Below are 24,069 nucleotides of genomic sequence, written 5' to 3'. Positions count from 1 at the left end.
GAATCTGTACATACTGCTCTGGCAATCGCACTGATCCTTGGTGTCGTGCTGACCGTGCTTGGTATCACACTCTCTCCGCAGATCCTGCGCTGGATGGGAACACCGGATGAGGTTATGCCACAGTCCGTTATTTATTTAAGACTGTATTTTGCAGGACTGCTGTTCAGCGTTCTTTATAATATGGCAAGCGGTATTTTAAACGCAGTTGGTAATTCCAAGCGTTCCCTGTTGTACCTCGCCATTGCTTCTTTTACAAATATCGTACTGGATCTTTTATTTATCCCGGTGTTAAAAATGGGAATCGCCGGTGCTGCCATTGCGACCGATATTAGTCAGGTGCTTTCCGCGGTGCTGTGTATGTTGTATTTGATGCGGGTAGATGAAAGCTACAAAGTAGCATTAAGAAAAATCCGGATTCACAAAGAAGTGGCTGTTCGTATCATTCAGGTTGGTGTACCAACGGCAATCCAAAATACTGTTATTTCTTTTGCAAATGTACTGGTTCAGTCCAGTGTCAACAGCTATGGTGCACTGGCTATGGCAGGATTTGCAGCTTATATCAAGATCGACGGATTTAATATTCTGCCGGTTATGAGTTTCAGTATGGCGGCTACCACATTTGCCGGTCAGAATTATGGTGCCGGAAATATTGATCGTGTACGAAAAGGCATGAACGTAACTGTTGCCATGGGAGTGATTTACTGCCTTTGCATTGGCGGCATTTTGTTACTGTTCTCACATCCGATCATTGGTGTATTTTCCAAGGATCCGACGGTAATTGAATATGGTGTCCGTGCTATGTGGTACTTCTGCCCGTTTTACTTTATGCTGGCTATCATGCATGGCCTGGCAGGAGCGATCCGTGGAATCGGAAAATCTGTGCCGCCGATGGTTATTATCCTGATTTCACTGTGTGTGTATCGTGTCGTATGGATTCAGTTGGCTGTGCCGCATATTCCAACCATTGATGGCGTGTATATGGTATATCCGATTTCCTGGCTCATTGGTGCGATACTGATGATCATTTATACGAAAAAGGCGTTTCCGAAGCAGGTTTCTGCGGAAATTTAAGTTGTTAAAAGGGTCTGGTTTTATTTTGTCTCCGCAGCGTAGTGTGGATGAAAATTTCAACATATCAATGCGTAAATGGAAAAAAGTCTATTTTTTCTCAGCGAGCGATTGTTAGCCGATGAGACAAAATAGACTTTTTCCCTTCACAATATCAAATTTTCATCCACACGGAGCAAGATTTATTCTTCGGTTTTATCCTCATCTTCAAATGCTTCCTCAGCTACCGGTGCATCTTCTGCATCTGTCTCAGCTTCAGTTTCTGTTGTCTCCTCAGCTGCCTCTTCCTCAGAATCAACTACTTCACCTTCATATACTTCCGGCTCCGGTTTTTCGCATTTTGCACCACAATTCGAGCAGAAGTTTGCACTATCAGCAACAGCTCCACCACACTCCGGACATCTTCTGATTCCACGGATATCATCTTTTGCTGATTTTAATTCACCGATTTCTTCAAAAGCGGCTCTAATCTCAGCAATCTGCTCGTATTCCGGATTCTCATCATCTTTGTGAGCCTGATAATAAGCCTGTCCAAGATCCTGATAAAGTTTGCGGATCGCTCCTTCACGTTCCTGAATATCTAATGTGATTCTCGCTGTATCTTTAATCTCCTTCGCTTTGCTTAAACCTGTTTTTCCTGCTGCGGAAATTGTGTTTCCTAATTTGTCAAAAAAATCCATTTTCAAAACCCCTTTCTGTGTATGGTTTTCAAGTTTTTCTTTATTATACCGTAATTCTGCCATTGCACAAGGAATTTTCTATAAACTTTTTATTAACTGTGATAACTAGTACATTCTGATAGATTCAAAAAAAGAGACCCATGTATGCCATAGAATTAAAAATTAATCCCTATTGACATACATGAGTCTCATTCATTAAGATTTGCCAGATTATCCTAAAAACGATAAACAGGTTGTTGACAAATCACACAATTCTTACTGTGCAAACTACTCCCTCACGAAGTTCCTTAAAAGAATCTCTTAATGAGGACGATTTGTCAATGTTTTTCTTATAAAATATCAATATACTCCCCTGCAAGTGCCTTATTCATACTGCGCACTGCACAGAATTTTCCACACATACTACATGTGTCACTGTGATCTTCTTCCGGGCTTCTGCTGTCGCGGATTGCTTTTGCAGTCTCCGGATCCAGTGCACACGCATACTGGGCATCCCAGTCAAGTTTCTGACGGGCCTCTGCCATCTTGTCATCGATATCACGGGCTCCCGGAACACCTTTTGCAATATCTGCTGCATGAGCTGCAATTTTAGATGCGATAATTCCCTGTTTTACATCTTCTACGTTTGGAAGTGCCAGATGCTCTGCCGGTGTGACATAACACAGGAAAGCTGCTCCGTTCATTGCTGCCACAGCACCACCGATGGCACTTGTGATATGGTCATATCCAGGTGCGATATCAGTTACGATCGGTCCCAGTACATAGAACGGGGCTCCCATACAGATACTCTGCTGTACTTTCATATTTGCAGCTACCTGATCAAGCGGCACATGGCCAGGGCCTTCTACCATAACCTGTACGTTGTGATCCCATGCTCTCTTGGTCAGCTCTCCAAGTCTTACCAGCTCTTCAATCTGACATACATCTGTCGCATCTGCCAGACAACCCGGTCTGCAGGCATCACCTAATGAAATGGTCACATCATATTCTTCACAGATATCGAGAATCTCGTCGTAGTACTCGTAGAAAGGATTTTCCTCTCCGGTCATGCTCATCCATGCAAATACCAGACTTCCGCCACGGCTTACGATATTCATTTTACGTTTGTGTTTCTTAATCTGTTCAATGGTCTTTCTTGTGATTCCACAGTGGAGTGTGACAAAATCCACTCCATCTTCGGCATGCATCCGAATCACATCAACGAAATCTTTGGCAGTCAATGTTGCCAGATCTCTCTGATAGTGGATGACGCTGTCGTATACCGGAACCGTACCGATCATTGCCGGACATTCACTTGTCAGCTTTCTTCTGAATGGCTGTGTATTTCCGTGGCTGGACAGATCCATGATCGCCTCAGCGCCCAGATTTACCGCGCTCATTACTTTCTGCATCTCGATATCATAATCTTTACAGTCTCTGGATACCCCCAGATTTACGTTGATCTTGGTACGCAGCATGCTGCCGACTCCCTCCGGATTCAAGCAGGTATGATTCCTGTTTGCGCAGATGGCTACTTTACCCTCTGCTACCAGCTTCATCAGCGCCTCGGACGTCATATGTTCTTTCTTCGCAACTGCCTCGATTTCCGGTGTTACGATTCCTTTTCTTGCTGCGTCCATCTGTGTTGTGTAATTTCTCATTTTTTCTCCTTCTTTCATGAATGACTGTTTATGCCCACAACATTTTTCTTATGCGACAAAAGGTGGTGCCCCCAATTTGCCGCCATGCATTACCTACTAATACATCATGATTTTTTCAAAACCGATGTACGTTCCGGCCGTATCTGACTGATCACGCCGCCTTTTTGCAGCGCACCTACCAGAAAATAAGCCAGAATACTTCCTACGACTGTGGAAACAAGAAATGGCACAATGTATACAAACAAACCGCCCGGATTCAGCCCCATAAACAGTTTTGCAACCGGATAAGCAGCAAGTCCGCCAAGAATTCCTGTTCCGGACGCTTCTGCGATACAGGTCAGCCACAGTTTTCTGCAGACCATATAAACCAGTCCGCAGCACAATGCACCGATCATACTTCCCGGAAATGCCATCAGGCTTCCCAGTCCCAGAAGATTACGGATCAGACTTGCACAAAATGCAATACCAACGCCCCATCCCGGACCAAGTACAACCGCTGCCAGAATATTTACCATATGCTGTACCGGTGCACATTTGCTTCCAAAAATCGGAAAACTGAGCAGACTGCCGACAACAGCAACTGCTGTCAGAACCCCCGCCATCGCAAGTTTTTTCACTGTGTCACTCTGTTTCATTTACTCTCAACCTCCTTTTTTCTTTTTCCTGTTTTTACGAATCTTTTGTCCGTTAATAAGTTTTCTTTCGTAAAAGAATCTCATACTGACCTGAATCGTATCTTAAGTCTCACCTATGTTTGACTCTATTTTTCTGTGGATTTCTCACCCACAACTTTGCCGACGATCACGCAGATCACGATCGTGATCACCATGTCCGGCAATGTATTTCCAACTGGCAGATCCACCCGCATGAGCAGTCGGTAAAGAACGAAACCGATCACCCAGATGATAAGATTGCGCCAGTCAAAAGCATTTTTACGTCTGTCCCTGTGCAACAGGAAGAAATCTGCGATCTGAATTGCGATCATCGGTGCAAATACCGATCCGATCAGATACAGAAAATCTGTAATATCGTCCATCGGGAACAAAATCGCTCCCACAGTTCCAATGATCGTCACCACAATAGCGGCGTATTTTCCTTTGATCTTACTGAAAATGGATTCGCTGGAAATCCCGGCAGAATACGCATCCAGAAACGTGGTAGTTACGGTAGAAAAAACAATGATCAGCAGACCGGCAATACTGAGTCCCGCTTTCAGTAAAATCTGTGCAATGTCAGATTCTCCGGTAAACAGCGCTGCTCCCATTCCGATGACATACATCCAGCAGCTTACAATGCCGTATACAATGGCACTGACTGCCGTTGCTTTTACCGGTTTTTCCGCTTCTCTTGTATAATCGCTGATCAGTGGAAGCCAGGAAAGCGGCATTGCCACAGCAAGTTCCACCGCTGCTCCAAAGGAAAGACTGTCGTCTGCGGTACTTTGAATGACATTTCCGTCAAAAAAAATTACTTTGCACAAAACCAATGTCAGAATAAAAAGCAGTACCATCGCTGCGGTATTGATTTTTCCAAGATTTGTAATGCCGATCAAAATCCACACAACGATCAGTGCGCCAATGATCAGACACCAGAGCCATCTTCCGGTCGAAACCATGCCGTCTACTGCCAAAGCTCCATCATAGATCATGATAGCGGTCCATCCTACCAGCTGAAGGACATTTAAAATGGCAAAAAACTGACCACCTTTATTTCCGAAGCTACTTTTTACAGTCTCCATGGCACTGAGACGGCTTTTTCCACCGATCACACCTGCCAGAAACAGCATGACACAACCAATGACATGTCCGATCAAAATCGCTGCCAGACCTTTTTGAAATCCTAAAGAAGAAAAATAGGTTCCTGTCAGAATTTCAGCAATGGATACGCCCGCGCCAAACCAGATCAGTCCGTTTTCCAAAAGGGAAGTTCTCTTTTCCATCACTTACTCCCCCTGTTCTTTCGTAAATTCATTTTCAATGGCAAATCCGTGATCCATCGGTCCGCTTCCTGCCCCCAGATCCAACATTGCTGCCAGTGCGCCGGAAATATATTCCTTTGCACGCTCTACCGCCGTTTGCAGATCATAACCTTTTGCCAGATTGGATGCGATCGCGGAAGAAAGTGTGCATCCCGTTCCGTGGGTATTCGGATTATCGATACGTTTGCCTTTGAACCAGTGATAGCTGCCGTTGGCAAAAAGCAGGTCGTTGGCATCATTTAACTGATGGCCTCCCTTACAAAGCACGGCACAGTCATATTCCTTTGAAATCTGCTCTGCTGCTTTGATCATGTCTTCGGCACTTTTGATTTTCATCCCCGTCAACACTTCTGCCTCCGGAATGTTCGGTGTCAAAACAGTGGCAAGCGGAAATAATTTCTGTTTTAAGGTATCAATAGCATCCTCACTGATGAGGCGCGCTCCACTGGTCGCCACCATCACCGGATCCACCACGATATTTTTCGCCTGATAATGCTTTAATTTCTCTGCAATCACGCAGATCAGTTCTTTTTCAGAAACCATTCCAATTTTGACTGCATCCGGAAAAATATCTGTAAAAATGCAATCAAGTTCCTGCCCTAAAAACTCCGGCGTTGCGTTTAAGATTCCTGTGACACCGGTCGTGTTCTGGGCGGTCAGGGCAGTGATCGCGCTCATGGCATATACGCCATTTGCCATCATTGTCTTGATATCCGCCTGGATACCGGCGCCTCCGCTGGAATCGCTTCCGGCGATCGTTACTGCTGTTCTCATAAACTTAATCTCCTCTCATTTGTCTCTTATTTGTTCAGCATACGTTTTCTAATGCGACAGGAAGTGGTGCCCCCGACCTATCGCAGATATTTACTAATTTGTCCAATATTGCTCAAACTCTGATAACCGCTTTAAATATAATTCCCCTGTCTGGCGCACACCCTCCTGATCCGTCTCTCCGTCAGCATCATATACGCCGATTGCCCGAAAGCCTGCCTTTTTAGCAGTTTTCAGTGCATACAGAGAATCTTCAAAAACCAGTGTTTCTTCCGGTTTTGTGCCAAGGCTTTCTGCTGCCAGTTGATAGATCAGCGGAGAATGTTTGCTTTCTCCCACTTCTCCGGTGGTATATATCTGCTCCAGATAATCAAACAAACCGATTCGCTGCAATGCCTTCGTCACATGCTCCCGTGGACTGGAAGTTGCCGTGATCATTTTTACATTTTGCTTCTGTAAAAACTGTAATAGCTCTTTTGCGCCTTCTTTTGGCTGCACTTCGTAAAAATAGAAATCCTGAATCATCTGCTCGATGCCGTTTAAAATTTCCTGCGGTGTATCTGGCAAATGGTACTGCTCCTTTAAATAATCTGCACCCTGCTCCATACTCATAGAGAACAGGATCTGACCCAGTCCATCTTTCGGCTCAATGCCACGTTTTTTCAGATACCGCACTCCAAGGTCGTTCCAAACTGACATAGAATCTAATAACACTCCATCCAAATCGAAAATTGCTCCACGAATACCATTTTTTTGTGCTTCATCTTTCTTGCACATATTCTCTTGAACTACATCTGTCTGCATAGTATCTTTCTGAAACGCATTCTCCCGCATCACATTTTTCTGACTCATGCTTTCACCATCTTCTCGGTTGCAGCTTTCAGATTTTCTGCTGCCTTCTTGATATCCGGCTGTGCATAAATCGCACTGATCACAGCGATACCGCAAATACCGCTTCCAGCAAGTGTGTATACATTCTCCTGTGTGATTCCACCAATGGCAATGACCGGAATGGATACCGCTTCACAGATTGCTTTTAACGTCTCATGCGGCACTTCTGTCGCATCATCCTTAGAACCGGTCGGGAATACCGCGCCGACGCCCAGATAATCTGCGCCGTGTTTTTCTGCTAAAATCGCCTGCTCTACGGTCTGTGCTGACACACCGATAATTTTGTCCGGTCCTAATTTTGCACGGACATCTCCGGCTTCCATGTCGCTCTGTCCCACATGCACGCCGTCTGCATCCATCGCCAGTGCGATATCCACATTGTCATTAATGATAAATGGTACGTTATATTCACGGCAAAGCGCCTGCAAATCTTTTGCTTCTTCCATAAAATGCGCTTCATCCAGCTGTTTTTCTCTTAACTGTACAAAGGTCACTCCGCCATCCAGACTCTCCTTTACAACAGAATGCAAGGTTCTGCCGTTTAACCAGTGGCGGTCTGTGACTGCATATAAAAGTAACTGATCCTTTGTCAATGTATTTCTATCGAATTTCATATTTTGCCCCCTGCGCTAATGTTTCCGCGTTCATATTGTAAATGGCATCAATAATACGGTTGCGATAAGTGGAATTGCCATCGCCTTCCTGCATGTTGCGCCAACCGATCTCACCGGCAAGTCCCATCACACAGACTGCCGCCGCTGCTGCTTCCAGTTTATTATCCGGATTTGCGGTAATATATGCTGTCATCACACCGGATAACTGACAACCGGTTCCGGTAATTTTTCCCATCTCCGGTCTGCCGTTGCGGATGACATAACATTTCTCTCCATCGCTCACCAGATCAATCGCGCCGGTAATTGCCACGATAGAACCACTCTGCTTTGCAAAATTTTTCACAAAGGCAACTGCCTGATCCAAAGTGTCCTCTGTCACAGCGTCTGCCACATCTGCATCTACACCTTTTGTAGTACCGCTGCCGGATGCCAGTGTCTTGATCTCGGAAATATTTCCACGGATCACGGTTGGATGTAAGGTATCCATCAGTTCAATGGCAGTGTTGGTACGAAGTGCGGACGCGCCTGCGCCAACCGGATCAAGTAAAACCGGGTGTCCCAGCTCATTTGCACGTTTTCCTGCAAGTAACATTCCCGCGATCGTGCGTTTATTTAAGGTACCGATGTTGATATTCAAACCACCACAAATTGTAGTGATATCTTCTACTTCTTCTGCTTCATCTGCCATGATCGGACTTCCACCACAGGCTAATAATACGTTTGCCACATCGTTGACGGTGACATAATTTGTAATGTTGTGTACCAGAGGTACCTGTGTTCTTACGTTTTCCAGACATGTTCCTAACATTTCTCTTTTCTCCTTAAAAAACAATCTATTCTCAAGAAATACATAGTTGTATGATTTTATAATCATCTTTTTAAAACATACTTCTCTATAACAACTAAAATTTTAAAATGTACTACTTTGCGATTCACACTCACGCTTTTCAAGGGCACATCCTTTTACAACAATAAAGCGGATACACCAAAATCGGTATATCCGCTTTATAAACAATACAAAAAATACTGCATCCGCTATATCCCTACGTTGGCATTATCCAAATCAGGTTACGGGTCCAGACCACTTAGTCCGCTCTCAGCCTGCTGTCGGCAAGCTCCCCTTTTTCTTATTCTCTTATCGTGTTTTACAGATGAACTTCTGCAAAATTCCAACCCAGCAATTATCTGACGTTTTTCAACATCACGCCCTTGTTGATTGACGATATTATAGCACTGCACCACTTTAATTGCAATAAGTATAAGCATTTTTCTTATACCATCTTAAAGATATCATTTTCAGCACAATTCTTTATTTTTTCTAATATGAATCTCCGGGATCGCCACAGATTCATAAGTGATGGAATCCTGTTCTTCTTCGCCCTCTTCATCTTCCACTTCCGGTTCAGTATGTACCTCCGGAACTGCCAGATTTTCATATTTTACATCATAGGATTCGTGTGTTGTTTTCTTACCGTCCTGTTGTTTTTTCTTTTTCCAAAACATAGAGTTTCCTCCAAAGTAATATGTTTGTGTTTATTATAAGTTAAAGTTACAGCAAATTGATAAAGAATGTAATGATCAGACTGTTCAAAAAGTCTGCGAAAAGACTTCCGATCAGCGGAATGATCAGATAAGCCTTTACGGATGGTGCATAACGGTCGCAGATTGCCTGCATGTTTGCCATGGCATTCGGTGTCGCACCCATACCAAATCCGCAGGTTCCGGCTGCAAGTACTGCCGCATCGTAATCACGTCCCATAACGTTGAATACAATGAATCTGGCAAAGATAAACATCAAAAGTACCTGAACGGACAGCAGGATTACCAACGGCAATGCCAGTGCTGCCAGCTGCCACAGTTTCAGTGTAATCATGGCAATACCAAGGAACAGGGACAGACAGATACCACCGATATCGTTAATCTCACCCATGTAAATTGTAAACTTACCGGAATATTCTCCAATATTTCTAAACAACGCTGCCGCAATCATAGCTCCAATATAAATCGGGAATGTCATACCTGTTTTTGTCAAAAGCCATGAGAAAATTGTTCCCAGACCAATAGCAAGGATCAGCTGAAATACAGCTACCGCATACATGGAAGTATGACGGGTATGTTTTTTCTCATCCTCTACCAGAAGGCTGTCATCCTCTGCTACTGCGGTGGTGATCAGGTTCTTTTTCTCCACCAGAGATTTACCGATCGGACCACCGATCAGACTTCCGGTGATCAGACCGAAAGTTGCCGCTGCTGTACACAATGTCGTTGCACCGGAGACATTAAAATCTTCCAGAACCGGTCCGAAAGCACCCGCGGTACCATGTCCTCCAACCATCGGGATAGAACCGGTACACAGACCAATCAACGGATCCAGGTTCAGGACTTTTGACATTCCTACTGCCAGGAAGTTCTGACACAGGATCAGTCCTACAACCAGTCCTAAGAACACGATCAGCGATTTACCACCGCTTTTTAAAACTTTAAGGTTTGCCTGAAATCCTACAGAAGTAAAGAAAAATACCATGCAGACTTCTCGCAACGTATCATCAAAGGAAACTTCTGCGATTCCGGTTCCATATAGTACGCAGGTCAGGATTGCAAAAAGCAAACCACCAACGACCGGCGCCGGAATACAGAATTTTTCCAGAAAATTAATTTTTTTCTTCAAAAATCTACCAAGTAACAGAACCAGTACCGCAATGGCAAGGGTCTGATACATATCTAAATGTAGTTCCATAAAAATCCTTTCAAACTTATCAACAAGTACCTTTTTTACTCATTCACAGTGATTCCATGTTTTTCGTAATAAGCCGCAGCTCCGTCATGGAATGGAATTGTCACATTTTCCGTCGCACTGGTTTCATCCAACTGAAGATCCAGCGGCAGGGAATACTGAATATCCTGCTTGCGGCTGAATAACTGTTCGGTCAGAGTTTCCACTGTTTTATCACTCAGCTCATCACTGACAAGAAGAAGTGATTGCACACCAACGGTTGTTGCCTCCTCAGACTGTCCGCTGTATGTATACACCGGAATTGTATACGGTGTATAGAAATCATACGCTGCCATCAGTTTCTGAATATGTGTCTCATCAAGTGACAGCAGACGGATGCCGCGCTGACGGGTCAGCTCCTCGATAACGGTTGTCTTTACACCGGCAGTACAGAACATGGCATCGATTTTTTCAGAAACAAGTGCCTCTGCTGCCTGGGTGTAATCCAGATTTTCACAGTCTACCAGTTCATCAGAAAGACCATAAGCCTCAAGGATCTGTTTTGCATTTCGCTCAGTTCCGGACTCTTCCTCACCGATACTTATTTTTTTGCCAAGCAGATCATCCACACTGTGGATGTCAGAATCCGCACGGACAACGATCTGGCAGGCTTCGGTATACAAAGCTGCTACCGCACTGTAACCGTGCAGTGGTTTTTTGTTAAAATCTCCGGTTCCGTGGTACGCATCGTCAGTCAGATCCGCCTGTGCGATCGCCATCTGAATGTAACCGTCAGAAAGCAGACGGATATTTGCTGCTGATCCCGCGGTTGCACGCACGGAAAACTGCAGACTGTCATCATCCTGAGCAACTACCTGTGTGTACGCATTTGCAAACGCAGAATACATACCGCCCACGGCAGCGGAGCCAAAACGGATGGATGTTGTGGATGTGCTTCCACAGCCCACAGCGAAAACCAGAGAGAGACTTAAGAATAGTGCTATTATTTTTTTCATGAAGTTTCTCCTTGTAAATTTACTATCAGTACAGTACATTCCTCTCCATTCAGATTACTTTTCATGCAAGGCAAGCATTATCACTTTCTGAATGCATGCAAGGAGCACACTGTAACTTACAGAAAGCAGAGCGAACATAGAAATTATTATGCTGGCTCTGCCTGTCTGTTACTATAATCTGATTTTATTTTTCAAATCTTACTCAAAAATAATTTTGCGGTAGTTCTTTTTACCACGGCGTAATACAAAGTCTTCTTTGTTGATGTCTTCCGGTTTGTAGGAAGCTTCGATAGAAGCAACTTTCTCGCCGTTTACGGCAACTCCGCCCTGCTGTACTGCACGACGTGCCTCGGAACGGGATGCGCATAATCCGGAAGCAACCAGCAGACCCATGATGTCAATCTCGCCGTCACGCAGATTTTCTTCTGTGATCGTTGCAGTCGGCATATTTGCTGCGTTTCCGCCGGAGAACAGTGCGCGTGCGCTCTCCTGTGCTTTTGTAGCTTCTTCCTCGCCGTGAACCAGTTTTGTCAGCTCAAATGCAAGGATCTCTTTTGCAGTATTTAACTGGCTTCCTTCCCATTTATCCATCTCATCGATCTGCTCTAACGGAAGGAAGGTCAGCATACGCAGGCATTTTAATACATCGGCATCGCCAACGTTTCTCCAGTACTGGTAGAACTCGAATGGAGATGTTTTCTCCGGGTCAAGCCATACAGCGCCGGACTGGGTTTTACCCATTTTTTTGCCTTCAGAATTCAGAAGCAGTGTAATGGTCATTGCGCATGCGTTTTTACCAAGTTTACGACGGATCAGCTCTGTACCACCAAGCATGTTGGACCACTGATCGTCACCACCAAACTGCATGTTGCAGCCGTATCTCTGGAATAACTCATAGAAATCGTAGCTCTGCATGATCATGTAGTTGAACTCTAAGAAGCTTAATCCACGCTCCATACGCTGTTTGTAGCACTCAGCAGAAAGCATACGGTTTACGGAGAAATGCGGTCCGATATCGCGCAGAACTTCTACATAATTTAAGCCAAGCAGCCAGTCTGCATTGTTTACCATTAATGCTTTTCCATCGGAAAAATCAATAAAACGGGACATCTGTTTTTTGAAACACTCACAGTTGTGGTTGATGGTCTCTTTTGTCATCATCTGACGCATGTCAGTACGTCCGGACGGATCACCGATCATAGCTGTACCGCCGCCGATAAGGGCGATCGGTTTGTTGCCTGCCATCTGCAGTCTCTTCATCAGACACAGAGCCATGAAATGTCCTACATGAAGGCTGTCTGCTGTCGGGTCAAATCCGATGTAAAATGTTGCTTTTCCGTTATTGATTAATTCTTTGATCTCTTCTTCATCTGTAACCTGGGCGATCAGACCACGGGCTACTAACTCGTCATAAACTGTCATAATGTACTCTCCTTTTTATCCATGTTTAAAATAGTTTTCTTATACACTTTGTAATTATTCAAAAATCAGTCTCAGGCTTTTTATGTCTTATAATTACAAAACCCGCCCTCACGCACTGTACATGCATAAGGACGGGATAAAATCTCGTGTTACCACCTTAATTCACAGACCGCTCACACGATCCGCCTCACCAAGTATCTGACAATACTTCTGCAATATAACGGTTGCTCCCGGCACAGCCTACTGATCATCAAAACTTTTCTTCCATATTTTATGACTCAAAATATCTTTAAAAATCTATTTTTCCGTCCGGTTCTGATAACGTTCAATGCGCAGCTTGTGAATGTATTCGGTATCAGTTTTCCATGCGCCTCTCACCATCCGGCAGCTCTCTGTATGTTCCGCTCATACTTACTTGTTTCAGTCATTGCTGTTTTTGTCTGCAATTATTTTTTACACGCTCATTATTATAAAAGTTGCGTTTGGAAATGTCAATGTAAAGTTTGCGCTTTCTACAACATCCGCCTGCCGGAGGCTATATGGGGGATTTTCATGTCCAGAAAGATTATTTAGATCAGTCCATGCTCTTTCAGTTTTTCGTAAAGAACCGTTCTTGAAATTCCCATCATTTTCGCAGCCTGCTGTTTATTTCCATGCGTTGTCTGTAATACTTCCTGAATAATATTCTTTTCAAACTCCATTCTCAACAGCCGCAGATTATAAGTAGTCTTCGGTGCTGATGAGTAACGACTGACCAGGGTTTTGAAAGACTCTGAATGGACAAAATCTGCCTGTGTCAAAATTGGTGAAGTTGCATTGTTCATTGCCACCTCCACATAATTTTGCAGTTCACGAATATTTCCCGGCCAGTCATATTTCATGAGGAAATTCAGTGCTTCCGGCTCAATTCCCTGTACAAATGTCCCCATCTCCCGATTCAGTTTTTCAATCATATTCTCAACCAATAACGGAATATCCTGTTTATGTGTTCTCAACGCCGGAGCCTGTATGCGAATGACATTCAATCGGAAATATAAATCCATTCGAAACGCACCTTTTTCTACCAGATCAAGCAGCGATTTATTTGTTGCCGCAATCACACGAATATCAATTGGTACACTATCTGCACTTCCCACCGGTGTCACTTCATGTTCCTGAAGAACGCGAAGAAATTTCGGCTGCATTGTAACCGGAAGCAGATTTACTTCATCCAGAAAAATAGATCCATGATTGGCAACCAGAAAACGACCTTTTTTGCCATCTTTTAATGCCCCGGTAAATGCTCCCGACGTATAACCAAAGAATTCAGATTCCATCAGATCTTCCGGAATTGTCGAACAGTTAACGCGGACAAAATCAGAAGTAGCTCTTGGACTCAGCGTATGAATGGAATGTGCAATCAACTCTTTACCCGTTCCTGTTTCCCCCTCAATAAGAACGGTTGACGATGATGCTGCCGCCTGACGGATCTGATTTTTCAAATGCAAAATCTCCGGACTTTCTCCTATAATATTTTCCAGAGAATACTTCGCTCCATGCTCTCTGCTCAGGCGCTTCTGATAGTACTCCACTTTTTCAGACAAGGCCTGAAGCTGCTTTTCCAATTGCATTGCTTCTCTCGCACCATGAACAATCGTGTATAAAAAACACCCTACCACCTTTTTATCCGCAGAAAACCGTGGAATATAATTTGTAAACATTGTTACATCATTCAGGACAACCGGATGACCAAACACTGGCTGACCGGTCTCATATACCTGATGTGCCAGTGTATCCGGTACAATGTCTTCTACTCTGCGCCCCAACGCATTTTCCTCTGTGCAGTTTGTCATCCGGCACCAGTTTTCGCTGACATATGTATAACGTCCATTTGCATCCAGAATAGCAAATGAATTTAATGCATTCATAAACTCTCTGGCATCCTTCATTGATAATTGTGCCATATCCCCACCTCTTTCTTTCGAAATATTTTATCATGTTTAGCACTTTTATTCAACTTTCCATTGTATTTCAGTAACTATTTTATTCATTTTGCATAATCCCTGTCAGTTTTTCCTTACATGTCATTAAAACCATACATGCATAAAAAACGTATTATCTGCAATCTTTTTTAAAAAAACAATCATTTATGTACGGATATCCTGACACTGTATATTTTCTGAAATCCGCCAAAACAGCGGATTTCTGCTCTGGCATGTTTCTTGCTGTTTGTTAAGAGGTAACAAAAATGGGGGACAGGAAACTGTCAATGTCCATTCTGTGTTTTGTCCTTTAAATATCAGAATGTGCAGAAAAATGTTAGGAGGTTTAGGTATGAAAATCAAAAAAATTGTAGACATCAGCATGGTTCTTGAAGAAGATCTGCCAAGTGATCCGGAAATTCAAATTCCGCATATCCAGAGAAGAAACCATAAAGATACTGCACCAGAGATGGGCAATTATTTTCCGGGTGCAACAATCGATGATCTGCCGGAAGGAAACGGATGGGCGATCGATTTTGCCCAGTTATGTACCCATTCCGGTACTCATCTGGATGCCCCATGGCATTATTATCCAACCATGAACAATGGGGAAAAAGCATGGACCATTGATGAAGTTCCTTTAGAGTGGTGTGTCGGAAACGGTGTAAAAGTAGACATGAGAGACAAACCGGACGGATACAGACTGATGCCGGAAGATTTTGAAGAATATTTTAAAAAAGTCGGTTATGAACTTCAGCCGGGAGATATCCTTTTGCTGAACACAGGTGCAGACAAACGTTGGGGTACCAAAGAATACCTGGTAGCCGGCTGTGGTGTCAGCAAAGCAGCTACCTTATGGATGATCGATAAAGGAGTGCATGTCTGTGGTACAGACGGATGGAGTTGGGATGTCCCGCTTCCATATGAAGCAAAAATGTTCCAGGAAACCGGAGATGCTTCCGTACTCTGGGAAGGTCATCGTGCCGGTGCCGAAAAAGCATACTGCCATATCGAAAAACTGACCAACCTGGAAGCACTCCCTCTCACCGGATATACTGTATGTGCATTCCCGATTAAGATTAAAGGTGCAAGTGCCGGTTGGAGCCGCGTCGTTGCTATTTTTGAAGAATAACGGTTTCCCATAAATACTTTAGTATGATAAAAATCCGACAATTATATTTATCTTCTAAAGGAAGAAATTACTGACATGAAAGGAGAAGCATATGGCTACTCAAAATATCGTTTTCTTAGTAATATTTATTATCTTTTTAGCATTCCTGTTCATATCCAGTTTTGTCGCAAAGAACTGGGTCAAGGAAACCGATGATTACGTTCTGGCCGGTCGTCAGATTTCTACCGGAATGAACATCTTCGGTGTTATCGCAATCGGATTTGCCGGAACTACCATGGCTCTGGCTCCCGGCTTTGCCATTCAGTTTGGTTTTAAAGGATCTTTCCTCTGGAGTGCAATCTACAGCTTCTGCGGACTTGCATTTTACGGCTTACTTTATTCTAACTTTGTTCGCCGCTGTGGTGCTCAGACACTTCCGGAGTTCCTGGAAATGCGTTATGACGGCAAAACACGTTCCGTTATCGCTATTACATCTGTTGTAGGTATGCTCGGTATCATGGCAAACAACATTGTATCCGCCATCACAAATATCTGTGCATACACAGGCTGGAATAAAGCTGTTGTTACTGCTGTTATTTTCGCAGTTATCATTGCTTTTACATACATTTCAGGTATGTGGGCTATTTCCATGACTGACCTGGTACAGGTTATCATGGGTATTATCATCGTTCCGCTTGTTATGGTACTTGTTATCAAACAGTATGGTCCGCTCAGCGGTCTCGCAAGTGCATGGCCAAATGGCAACCCGATGGGTGAAGGTTTCATGGGAACCATCCCGAACGCAGGACTGACTTATCCGTCCGTTATCAACTTTGTAATTCTGTTTGCATCCGCTCTGGTTTGGGGAAATAACTACTACTGGATGAAGATTGCAAACTGCCGTTCTGAAAAAGTTGCACGTAAATCCTTCGTATGGTCTGCATTTTTACTGCTGATCATCTTCTGTGTACCGCTTGGTATCGTTGGTCTGTACGCAGGTGCTTTCCATCCGGAAGTATTTACATTTAATGGCGGTACTGTAATGCCGACAGGTGCTTACGGATTTATCGCTTCCACATTGATTCCGTTATTCGGTTCACTGGCCGTTATCGGTGCTGTAGCAGCTTCTGTTTCTACATCTGCTACCTCAGCACTTGGTGCTTCTGCCGTTATGACACGTGATATTTATCAGCGTCTCATCGACAAGAGCGGAGATCCGAAAAAGAGACTTCGTGCTTCTAAATGGATCCTCATCATTGTTGGTGCTGTAACATTTATCCTCTGCCAGTTCCCGGGTGGTCCTACTTACCTGTTTGCATTTGCAAACTGCTGGCTCGTTCCACCATCCGTATTATTATTACTTGGTATGGTTTGGAAAAAATTCAACTCCACCGGTGCTTTCTGGGGCGCATTATGTGGAATGGTTGTCATGGCAGTATTCGAATTACTGGAATTAACCGGTGTATTCGTTGTCGGCAGCTACATTTACCTTGCTACTCTTGGTCTGATCGTATCCTTTGTGGCAGCTATCATTGCCAGCCTGTTCGGCAAACCGAAATACTTCGGTGAGTCTGACTGGGAACGGGTTCCAAACGATCACAACCGTGAAAATATCACATTAGATGCTACTGATAAAGAAGCTCTTCGTCTGATCTGTGTAGGTCACAAATACATGGCTGACATCACAGATTACATGGGTCTGGATTCCAAAGTTACAGATGCAGCGATCGAACATCTGGATCGTGGCGGTTACATCCAGAGAGCAGGTCTGAACATGTCCAAACTGTACACCTTCTCTGCTACAGATAAAGGCCGCGCAGTGATCGGTCTCTCCGGAAATGATGCAAAACTCGCTTCCGTTGGTCTGACACCGGATTATGTAGAGTTCCTGAAACTGGTAAAAACCGGCGATGCACACAAACAGAACGAATGGATCGCAGCAAAGAAGATTCGTTCCATGCAGATGGCTGCTATCTCCTCTCACCTGACCCGTGAAGGATATATCAAAGAAAAAGGCTTAATGCGTCGTAAATATGAAATTACCGAAAAAGGCCTTGCAGCAATCAAATAATATCTAACCATAAACAATCATAACTTCTGAACAATTCCGAACGCCGACATCACGATCGGTCGTTCGGAATCGTTCTCAAAAGGGGAAAATAATTTATGAATACAGAGAAAAAAAATCCAAGAGATGCCGTTATTGTTGCCGCAGGCCGTTCTGCCATGGCAAAAGCATTCAAGGGTTCCTTTGCAGAAACTCATCCAATTGAATATGGTGCACAGGTGTTAAAAGGTGTTCTGACCAAACTGGATCATTTTGATCCTGCACTGATCGATGACGTCATCGTCGGCTGTGCCTTTCCGGAAAAGAGAATGGGATACAATGCCGCAAAACTAATCGTACAGCGTGCAGGGCTTCCCGATTCCGTCTGCGCACAGACCATCAATCGTTTCTGTTCTTCCGGTCTGCAGAGTATCGCCACCGCTGCCAATGCCATCAAAGCCGGCGATATGGATATCATTGTAGCAGGTGGCTGTGAACAGATGACAGGCATGAATATGGTCGATCCCGATATCGAAATTGACGAAAAATTGATGGAAGAAAATCCTGATGCCTATATCATCATGGGCGAAACCGCTGAACTTGTCGCTGAAAAATATAATATTTCCCGGGAAGATATGGAAGAAATGGCTGTCCGAAGCCATAAACTGGCGGCTCAAGCACAGGCGGCCGGCAAATTTGATGAAGAAATCATTCCTGTCACCACTACTTTCCAGGGCAAAGAAATTACTGTCACAAAAGATGAGGGCATTCGCCCGGGAACCAGTATGGAAAGTCTGGCTACTTTAAAACCATGCTTCCGTGAGAACGGTCGCGTCACTGCAGCTACTTCTTCTCAGATGACAGACGGAACCGGTTTTGTCGTAATGATGGCAAGAGAAACCGCTGAGAAATTAGGTTATACACCAATCGCACGGTTCGTATCTTTTGCCGTGGGTGGAGTTCCTGCAAATGTCATGGGAATCGGTCCGATCGTTGCCGTTCCAAAAGCACTGAAAAAAGCAAACCTGACACTGGATGACATCAGTGTTGTGGAATTAAACGAAGCATTTGCTTCTCAGGCACTCGCATGTATCAAAACACTGGAAATTCCAATGGAAAAAGTAAATCCAAATGGCGGTGCCATGGCCCTCGGTCATCCATTGGGTGCAACCGGTGCTTTCCTTACCTGTAAAGTACTCTCAGAATTAAAACGACGAAACGAAAAATACGGCATGGTAACCATGTGCATCGGCGGCGGAATGGGTGCAGCCGGCATCTTTGAAATGGAGTCCTGATACAATGACTTTTCAACAAATATATGCACAAAAACTTGCAGATCCGGAAACAATTGCAACACTGATTTCTCCCGGATGGAGAGGTTTTCTGGATGCACCTCTGGGGCAGCCGTATCAACTGATTCAACGGATCGAACAGCGCGCAAAAGAAGGGAAACTGCAGGATCTGACACTGAACACACTATTGGATGTCTATCCATACGAATGTTACCAGGAATCCTGCGCATCTTCCATTCATGGAATATCATGGTTTTCCGGCGTGTCTGCACGCAAGGGAATCGCACAGGGATATGGTGACATCGCTCCCTGCAATTATCATGAAGTACCAGACCTGATCGACCAGTACGAACATATTGATTTTTGGTGTACCCGGGTAAGTCCCATGGACGAAAACGGATATTTCTCTACCTGTAATGGCTCTCTGGGAGAAATTCTGAAGAAAAAATCTTCTCATATCTTTCTGGAAGTCAACCATAACCTTCCGCGTCCCTGTGGTACACCAAAAATCCACATTTCGGAAGTCACAGCACTTTATGAAAGCAACGATTCCATTCCAATTATGAAGCGTGGAAAAATGGACGACACAAGCACGACCATCGGAAATCTGATTGCAGAAGAAATCCCAGACGGCGCCACGATTCAGTTTGGTATCGGCGCAATTCCGGATGCTGTCGGAAGCGCCCTGATGAATAAAAAGCATCTCGGCATCCATTCTGAACTGCTCACCGACAGTATGATCGACCTCATAGAAGCCGGCGTCGTTGACAACTCCCGCAAACCGTTAAACACAGGAAAAACGATTGCTACTTTCATGATGGGATCCGCGCATATGTATGATTTTGTCAGTGATAATCCGGATATTTTGTTATTACCAGTCACACAAGTCAATGATCCGTACATTATCGCACAACATCCGAATATGATCAGCGTCAATGCGGCTCTGGAAGTCGATTTTTACGGTCAGGTCTGCGCAGAATCCATCGGAACCATACATATTTCCGGCAGCGGTGGACAGGTTGATTTTGTAAAAGGTGCCACAACATCAAAAGGTGGCAAAAGTTTTATTGCTTTTCATTCCACCGCGCAAAACGGTACCGTCAGCCGCATCCGACCGACACTTTCTGACGGTTCCATCGTAACCACCGGAAAAAACGATGTAGACTACATTGTGACTGAATATGGAATCGCAAAATTACGTGGTAAAACAATACGACAACGTATTCAGGCTCTGATTTCCATCGCACACCCAAAGTTCCGGGAAGAACTAATCTATGAGGCCCGAAAACGGCTTCTCATGTAAAATGGAATGTCACAATTATAAAATTTCTTCGTTTCAAACAGTATATAGCCAGAAGGATTTTGGTTATATAAATCACCTCAAGTAGACAAGATCATTTCTATCTTTTCTATGAGAAACACAAAACTGCCGCATTTCGAATCATGCGGCAGTTTTTTAAACACACTCTGGTTTTGGACAACCAATCAGCGTTACTTTTCTTCGAAACGCTCGTCTGCTTCTACAAATCCATGTTCTTTTGCCCACTTCGGAACATCGTTACGGATATCATCCCAACTTCTGATCGGCTGCTGTAACCACTCATTTTCGCCGCGTGTATAACGATAATGATGAACTGCGGACATATCTTTCTCATCTACCTGAGCCTCACCGTAATCTTTCTGAGCGATTCTGTAAATGGTACTGTACTGCTCACTTAAGGTATGGATCTTCAAATCGTCTACCAGTAATTTCTCTAACGGGCGTTTGCAGAGGTGAGACATGATTGTACGTGTCTCTCTTGGAAGGGATTTGATCATACGTGCGATCTCCCATGCACGCTCTACTACTTTTCCTTTCGGGCAAAGTTCATTGACCCAGCCCCAGTCAAGTGCCTGCTGAGCTGTCCACTGACGGCAGGTATAAGCATAATAGTTTGCACGTTTTGTTCCAAGGAAATGCTGCATCAGCATAAACATTCCATCACCCGGGATCAGACCAAAGAATAAATGGTCATCATCAAATTTTGCATCTTCTGCACAGATTGTAACATCACATAATAATGCAGAATCCCAGTGGAAACCCGGTCCCGGAATCGCACCGATAGTCGGAATATTAATATCAAAGATCATGTTTTTGATCAGGTCATAATCATCAATATACTGATGATCGAAACGCTCATCTGCATAAGTCTGCCATCCGTTTGGATCTTTATCCATCATCCAGCTGTCACCGGTATGTGTCCAGATCAGGATCTCATTTTTACGATCCAGAGAAATGACACGGCTTAACTGACTCATTGCTCGGTGACTGGAACCGGACCAGCACATAACGTGGTCTTTGGTTTTCATTGTTACCTGTAAAATACCGTCTTCACGGTACAGGTCAAAATGATCTTTGAACCACTCTTTATATTCTTCCAGTTCCGGTAATTTGACATATTCTGCCATGATATCTTTTTTCATAATGTTTGATTCCTCCTTATTTCCCAATACGTTTGTCTCAGTCTGTGTCGAGACGTACACTTCTATGATTTGATACCATTATTAATCGCAATAACCATGCCAGATTGTCCGTTTTTTCATTTATTCCCGTTTTCATGCGTGTTTACGGTATTTTTTGAAATTTTAGAATGTAGTTTGCGTTCTCTTTTTGCATTGAAATTCTCAAATTTGCAGAAATAATTTGTATAAACGCAAAAAATCATGAAATTCCAGCTCCCATTTTTAATCTCATAACAGACAAAATTTGTAACTTTCCCTATTCTTTTTTTGTTTTATAACAGACCAAAATATAAGGACGATTCTGAAAGGAACCGTCCTCACGCTTTTACATTTTATAAATATTTTGCAATGTAGTAACCATCAAAAATAGCCTGTGTTACTTTATTCGGTCTGACTGCATCACCAATCACATACATCTCGATCTCCATTTTCTGCACCATATCGGCAACGGTTGTATCCGAACGCATACCTGCTGCACAGATAACTGCATCTGCCGGTACAAAAATTTTGTTTCCGTCTTTGTCCAGACCTTCCAGACCTTTGTCTGTGATATTTTCTGCTTTCGTATCTGTCAGTACCGTAACATATTTCTCCAGCTCCATTCCAATTGCAATCTTATGGAAACAGTTGCAGTCTGCAGCTGCCTCGGAGCGCATCTCCACAACGGTTACTTTCTTGCCCAGTTTTCCAAGATGGATCGCAGTCTCACAACCTACCAGTCCACCGCCAAGGATTACGATCTCATCTCCTAACTGATCCGTACCTTTTTCCTCTACTTCTGATGCAAGATATACATTATTTCCGTTGATTCCCGGAATTGGTGGAACGATCGGTACTGCTCCGGTTGCCACAATCACGACATCCGGCTTGATCTCCTCGATCAGCTCCTGCGTCACTTTTGTATTGTAACGAACCTCTGCATTTGTTTTTAACAGCTGTGTTTTCAGCACACGACTCAGTTTATACAGGTCTTCTTTAAAATCCACGGTCTGCGCAAATTTCAGTGCCCCGCCAAGGTCATCTGTTTTCTCACACAAAATAACATTATGACCGCGCTCACTCGCTTTGATCGCTGCCTGCATACCGCCCGGTCCACCGCCGATCACCAGCACTTTTCTGGATGGTGTCGGTGGAACATAACGGAACTCAGAAAGTTCATTTCCAACGATCGGATTAACGGAACATTTTGTTCCCATAGCTTCTACGGAATGTCCCAGACACTCAAAACATCTCAGACACGGACGGATCTCATCTTCTCTGCCACTGAATGTTTTCTTCGGTAATTCCGGATCTGCCAACAGCGCACGTCCCAGTTCTACGATATCCGCTTTTCCGGAAGCAATGATCTCCTCCATCTGTGCAGGATCATTCAGACCGCCGACACAGGAAACCGGTACTTTTACTGCCTTTTTCACCGCTTCTGCCAGATATACATTACATCCGTGCTCAAAAAACATACTTGGATGAGTACGCACAAATAATCTCTCTACCTCATGACTTCCACAGGAAACATTGATCAGGTCTACTTTGTCTTCGATCAGTTTTGCAAACTCTACATAATCATCCAGATGCATGCCTCCTTCCACGAAATCATCGCCGTTCATACGCACTTCGATCGGGAATCCTTTTCCAACAACCCGGCGCACTTCATCCAGTGTCTCTAAGAAAAATCTTGCACGGTTTTCTAATGAACCTCCATATTCATCGGTGCGGTGATTCTGTAACGGGGAAAGGAACTGGCTGAACAGCCATCCATGTGCCGCATGAACATTTACCATATCGAATCCGGCACGTTTCGCCATTTCAGCTGCCTTGCCATAATATTTTGTCAATTCATGAATCATCTCTTTCGGCATTTCGTAAACATGCTGTCCATCCGGCAGAATTTCTTCACTCGGTCCATAAGCCACTTTACCTTCTTTGATGTCTCCACCAATACTTGTGATTCCACCGTACTTGCCACCATGTGACAGCTCAATATTTGCCAGTGCACCACGACGTTTGATATCTTTCACCAGCATGGTCAGTGACGGTAATAATGTAATGTCATCCAATGCAGGCTGAAGATTATGAGAAGAACCGCTGGCTCCATGAATAATGCATTCTCCCATAGATACAACCGCACATCCGCCACTTGCTTTATATTCAAAAAAAGCTCTGTTATCGGTTGTCAGATGACCTTCCGGTGTATATCCCATCAGACCGGTCGGTGCGGAAAAAATACGATGTTTTGCTACAACATTACCGATGCGGATCGGTTTGGATAGATTTGGATATTTTGAATTCACTGTTGTTTGTCCCCCTTTTTTACACCTGAAATTCAAGTCGAACGCACGTGAGACTTGGTGCGTGATTCTGGTCAG

General features: G+C 44.0%; 20 protein-coding genes and 1 riboswitch. Of the genes, 5 read left to right on the top strand and 15 right to left on the bottom strand.

Annotated elements, in window-relative coordinates:
* Positions 1–1,071: MATE family efflux transporter (locus tag LG34_RS08605; protein WP_109215726.1), on the top strand; the 1,071-nt coding region annotated here is incomplete at its 5' end.
* A 179-nt stretch (positions 1,072–1,250) separates the two neighbouring features.
* On the opposite strand, the gene LG34_RS08600 is transcribed toward LG34_RS08605, so the two are convergent.
* The 13 genes from LG34_RS08600 to LG34_RS08540 form a co-directional block, all read right to left on the bottom strand.
* Positions 1,251–1,748 (bottom strand): zinc ribbon domain-containing protein, encoded by a 498-nt coding sequence (locus LG34_RS08600; RefSeq protein ID WP_146190205.1) that lies wholly within the window; start codon positions 1,746–1,748, stop codon positions 1,251–1,253.
* Between the two features lie 329 nt (positions 1,749–2,077).
* Entirely contained in the window at positions 2,078–3,388 is a 1,311-nt protein-coding gene (thiC, locus tag LG34_RS08595; RefSeq protein ID WP_109215724.1) for a phosphomethylpyrimidine synthase ThiC, read from the bottom strand.
* Between the two features lie 104 nt (positions 3,389–3,492).
* Complete coding sequence (thiW, locus tag LG34_RS08590; RefSeq protein ID WP_109215723.1) at positions 3,493–4,023, bottom strand: energy coupling factor transporter S component ThiW; 531 nt, start codon at positions 4,021–4,023, stop codon at positions 3,493–3,495.
* A gap of 125 nt (positions 4,024–4,148) precedes the next feature.
* Positions 4,149–5,327: a putative hydroxymethylpyrimidine transporter CytX gene (cytX, locus tag LG34_RS08585; protein ID WP_330427436.1), complete on the bottom strand. Its 1,179-nt coding sequence runs from the start codon at positions 5,325–5,327 to the stop codon at positions 4,149–4,151.
* A 3-nt stretch (positions 5,328–5,330) separates the two neighbouring features.
* Positions 5,331–6,140, bottom strand: coding sequence for a bifunctional hydroxymethylpyrimidine kinase/phosphomethylpyrimidine kinase (gene thiD, locus LG34_RS08580; RefSeq protein ID WP_109215721.1), 810 nt, complete (start codon positions 6,138–6,140; stop codon positions 5,331–5,333).
* Positions 6,141–6,233: 93 nt separating this feature from the next.
* Positions 6,234–6,989 carry an HAD family hydrolase gene (locus LG34_RS08575; protein WP_109215720.1) on the bottom strand — a complete coding sequence of 252 codons (756 nt, stop codon included), beginning with the start codon at positions 6,987–6,989 and terminating at the stop codon, positions 6,234–6,236.
* The gene (thiE, locus tag LG34_RS08570) at positions 6,986–7,642 is read right to left on the bottom strand and encodes a thiamine phosphate synthase (RefSeq protein WP_109215719.1); all 657 of its coding nucleotides are present in this window, start codon (positions 7,640–7,642) and stop codon (positions 6,986–6,988) included. Before thiE ends, LG34_RS08575 begins: the two co-directional genes overlap by 4 nt.
* Positions 7,629–8,450, bottom strand: coding sequence for a hydroxyethylthiazole kinase (gene thiM / locus LG34_RS08565; RefSeq protein WP_109215718.1), 822 nt, complete (start codon positions 8,448–8,450; stop codon positions 7,629–7,631). Before thiM ends, thiE begins: the two co-directional genes overlap by 14 nt.
* A 215-nt stretch (positions 8,451–8,665) precedes the next feature.
* Positions 8,666–8,774: riboswitch (TPP riboswitch) on the bottom strand.
* Positions 8,775–8,938: 164 nt separating this feature from the next.
* A complete protein-coding gene (locus tag LG34_RS08560; RefSeq protein ID WP_109215717.1) occupies positions 8,939–9,145 on the bottom strand; it encodes a hypothetical protein in 207 nt (68 codons plus the stop codon).
* A gap of 46 nt (positions 9,146–9,191) precedes the next feature.
* The gene (gene gltS, locus LG34_RS08555; RefSeq protein WP_109215716.1) at positions 9,192–10,379 is read right to left on the bottom strand and encodes a sodium/glutamate symporter; all 1,188 of its coding nucleotides are present in this window, start codon (positions 10,377–10,379) and stop codon (positions 9,192–9,194) included.
* A 35-nt stretch (positions 10,380–10,414) separates the two neighbouring features.
* Complete coding sequence (locus LG34_RS08550; RefSeq protein WP_109215715.1) at positions 10,415–11,371, bottom strand: TAXI family TRAP transporter solute-binding subunit; 957 nt, start codon at positions 11,369–11,371, stop codon at positions 10,415–10,417.
* Between the two features lie 198 nt (positions 11,372–11,569).
* A complete protein-coding gene (tyrS, locus tag LG34_RS08545) occupies positions 11,570–12,793 on the bottom strand; it encodes a tyrosine--tRNA ligase (protein ID WP_109215714.1) in 1,224 nt (407 codons plus the stop codon).
* 569 nt (positions 12,794–13,362) lie between these two features.
* Complete coding sequence (locus LG34_RS08540; RefSeq protein WP_109215713.1) at positions 13,363–14,736, bottom strand: sigma-54 interaction domain-containing protein; 1,374 nt, start codon at positions 14,734–14,736, stop codon at positions 13,363–13,365.
* Between the two features lie 370 nt (positions 14,737–15,106).
* Between LG34_RS08540 and LG34_RS08535 the strand changes: the two genes are divergently transcribed.
* From LG34_RS08535 to LG34_RS08520, 4 genes are all read left to right on the top strand, one after another.
* Complete coding sequence (locus tag LG34_RS08535) at positions 15,107–15,886, top strand: cyclase family protein (RefSeq protein WP_109215712.1); 780 nt, start codon at positions 15,107–15,109, stop codon at positions 15,884–15,886.
* A gap of 91 nt (positions 15,887–15,977) precedes the next feature.
* Positions 15,978–17,936 (top strand): sodium:solute symporter family protein, encoded by a 1,959-nt coding sequence (locus LG34_RS08530; RefSeq protein WP_109215711.1) that lies wholly within the window; start codon positions 15,978–15,980, stop codon positions 17,934–17,936.
* 95 nt (positions 17,937–18,031) lie between these two features.
* Complete coding sequence (locus LG34_RS08525) at positions 18,032–19,207, top strand: thiolase family protein (RefSeq protein WP_109215710.1); 1,176 nt, start codon at positions 18,032–18,034, stop codon at positions 19,205–19,207.
* Between the two features lie 4 nt (positions 19,208–19,211).
* Entirely contained in the window at positions 19,212–20,507 is a 1,296-nt protein-coding gene (locus LG34_RS08520) for an acetyl-CoA hydrolase/transferase family protein (RefSeq protein ID WP_109215709.1), read from the top strand.
* Positions 20,508–20,695: 188 nt separating this feature from the next.
* Here the strand turns inward: LG34_RS08520 and LG34_RS08515 are convergent, their stop codons facing one another.
* Entirely contained in the window at positions 20,696–21,667 is a 972-nt protein-coding gene (locus LG34_RS08515; RefSeq protein WP_109215708.1) for an enoyl-CoA hydratase/isomerase family protein, read from the bottom strand.
* Positions 21,668–22,038: 371 nt separating this feature from the next.
* Positions 22,039–23,994 (bottom strand): FAD-dependent oxidoreductase, encoded by a 1,956-nt coding sequence (locus LG34_RS08510; RefSeq protein WP_242979838.1) that lies wholly within the window; start codon positions 23,992–23,994, stop codon positions 22,039–22,041.
* Positions 23,995–24,069: the final 75 nt, after the last annotated feature.

It is taken from the genome of Eubacterium ramulus (assembly GCF_003122485.1).
Classification (GTDB): domain Bacteria; phylum Bacillota; class Clostridia; order Lachnospirales; family Lachnospiraceae; genus Eubacterium_I; species Eubacterium_I ramulus_A.
The sequence above is the reverse complement of the archived record's forward strand: the minus strand, read 5'-3'. Positions and strand labels throughout refer to the sequence as shown.

What these genes read in the sequence shown, in the direction of transcription:
- LG34_RS08520 (WP_109215709.1), top strand. Translation starts at nt 19,212, where the DNA reads ATGACTTTTCAACAAATATATGCACAAAAACTTGCAGATCCGGAAACA.
- LG34_RS08535 (WP_109215712.1), top strand. Translation starts at nt 15,107, where the DNA reads ATGAAAATCAAAAAAATTGTAGACATCAGCATGGTTCTTGAAGAAGAT.
- LG34_RS08530 (WP_109215711.1), top strand. Translation starts at nt 15,978, where the DNA reads ATGGCTACTCAAAATATCGTTTTCTTAGTAATATTTATTATCTTTTTA.
- cytX (WP_330427436.1), bottom strand. Translation starts at nt 5,327, where the DNA reads ATGGAAAAGAGAACTTCCCTTTTGGAAAACGGACTGATCTGGTTTGGC.
- LG34_RS08525 (WP_109215710.1), top strand. Translation starts at nt 18,032, where the DNA reads ATGAATACAGAGAAAAAAAATCCAAGAGATGCCGTTATTGTTGCCGCA.
- thiM (WP_109215718.1), bottom strand. Translation starts at nt 8,450, where the DNA reads ATGTTAGGAACATGTCTGGAAAACGTAAGAACACAGGTACCTCTGGTA.
- LG34_RS08560 (WP_109215717.1), bottom strand. Translation starts at nt 9,145, where the DNA reads ATGTTTTGGAAAAAGAAAAAACAACAGGACGGTAAGAAAACAACACAC.
- thiD (WP_109215721.1), bottom strand. Translation starts at nt 6,140, where the DNA reads ATGAGAACAGCAGTAACGATCGCCGGAAGCGATTCCAGCGGAGGCGCC.
- LG34_RS08540 (WP_109215713.1), bottom strand. Translation starts at nt 14,736, where the DNA reads ATGGCACAATTATCAATGAAGGATGCCAGAGAGTTTATGAATGCATTA.
- LG34_RS08600 (WP_146190205.1), bottom strand. Translation starts at nt 1,748, where the DNA reads ATGGATTTTTTTGACAAATTAGGAAACACAATTTCCGCAGCAGGAAAA.
- thiE (WP_109215719.1), bottom strand. Translation starts at nt 7,642, where the DNA reads ATGAAATTCGATAGAAATACATTGACAAAGGATCAGTTACTTTTATAT.
- thiW (WP_109215723.1), bottom strand. Translation starts at nt 4,023, where the DNA reads ATGAAACAGAGTGACACAGTGAAAAAACTTGCGATGGCGGGGGTTCTG.
- gltS (WP_109215716.1), bottom strand. Translation starts at nt 10,379, where the DNA reads ATGGAACTACATTTAGATATGTATCAGACCCTTGCCATTGCGGTACTG.
- LG34_RS08550 (WP_109215715.1), bottom strand. Translation starts at nt 11,371, where the DNA reads ATGAAAAAAATAATAGCACTATTCTTAAGTCTCTCTCTGGTTTTCGCT.
- thiC (WP_109215724.1), bottom strand. Translation starts at nt 3,388, where the DNA reads ATGAGAAATTACACAACACAGATGGACGCAGCAAGAAAAGGAATCGTA.
- tyrS (WP_109215714.1), bottom strand. Translation starts at nt 12,793, where the DNA reads ATGACAGTTTATGACGAGTTAGTAGCCCGTGGTCTGATCGCCCAGGTT.
- LG34_RS08575 (WP_109215720.1), bottom strand. Translation starts at nt 6,989, where the DNA reads ATGAGTCAGAAAAATGTGATGCGGGAGAATGCGTTTCAGAAAGATACT.
- LG34_RS08515 (WP_109215708.1), bottom strand. Translation starts at nt 21,667, where the DNA reads ATGAAAAAAGATATCATGGCAGAATATGTCAAATTACCGGAACTGGAA.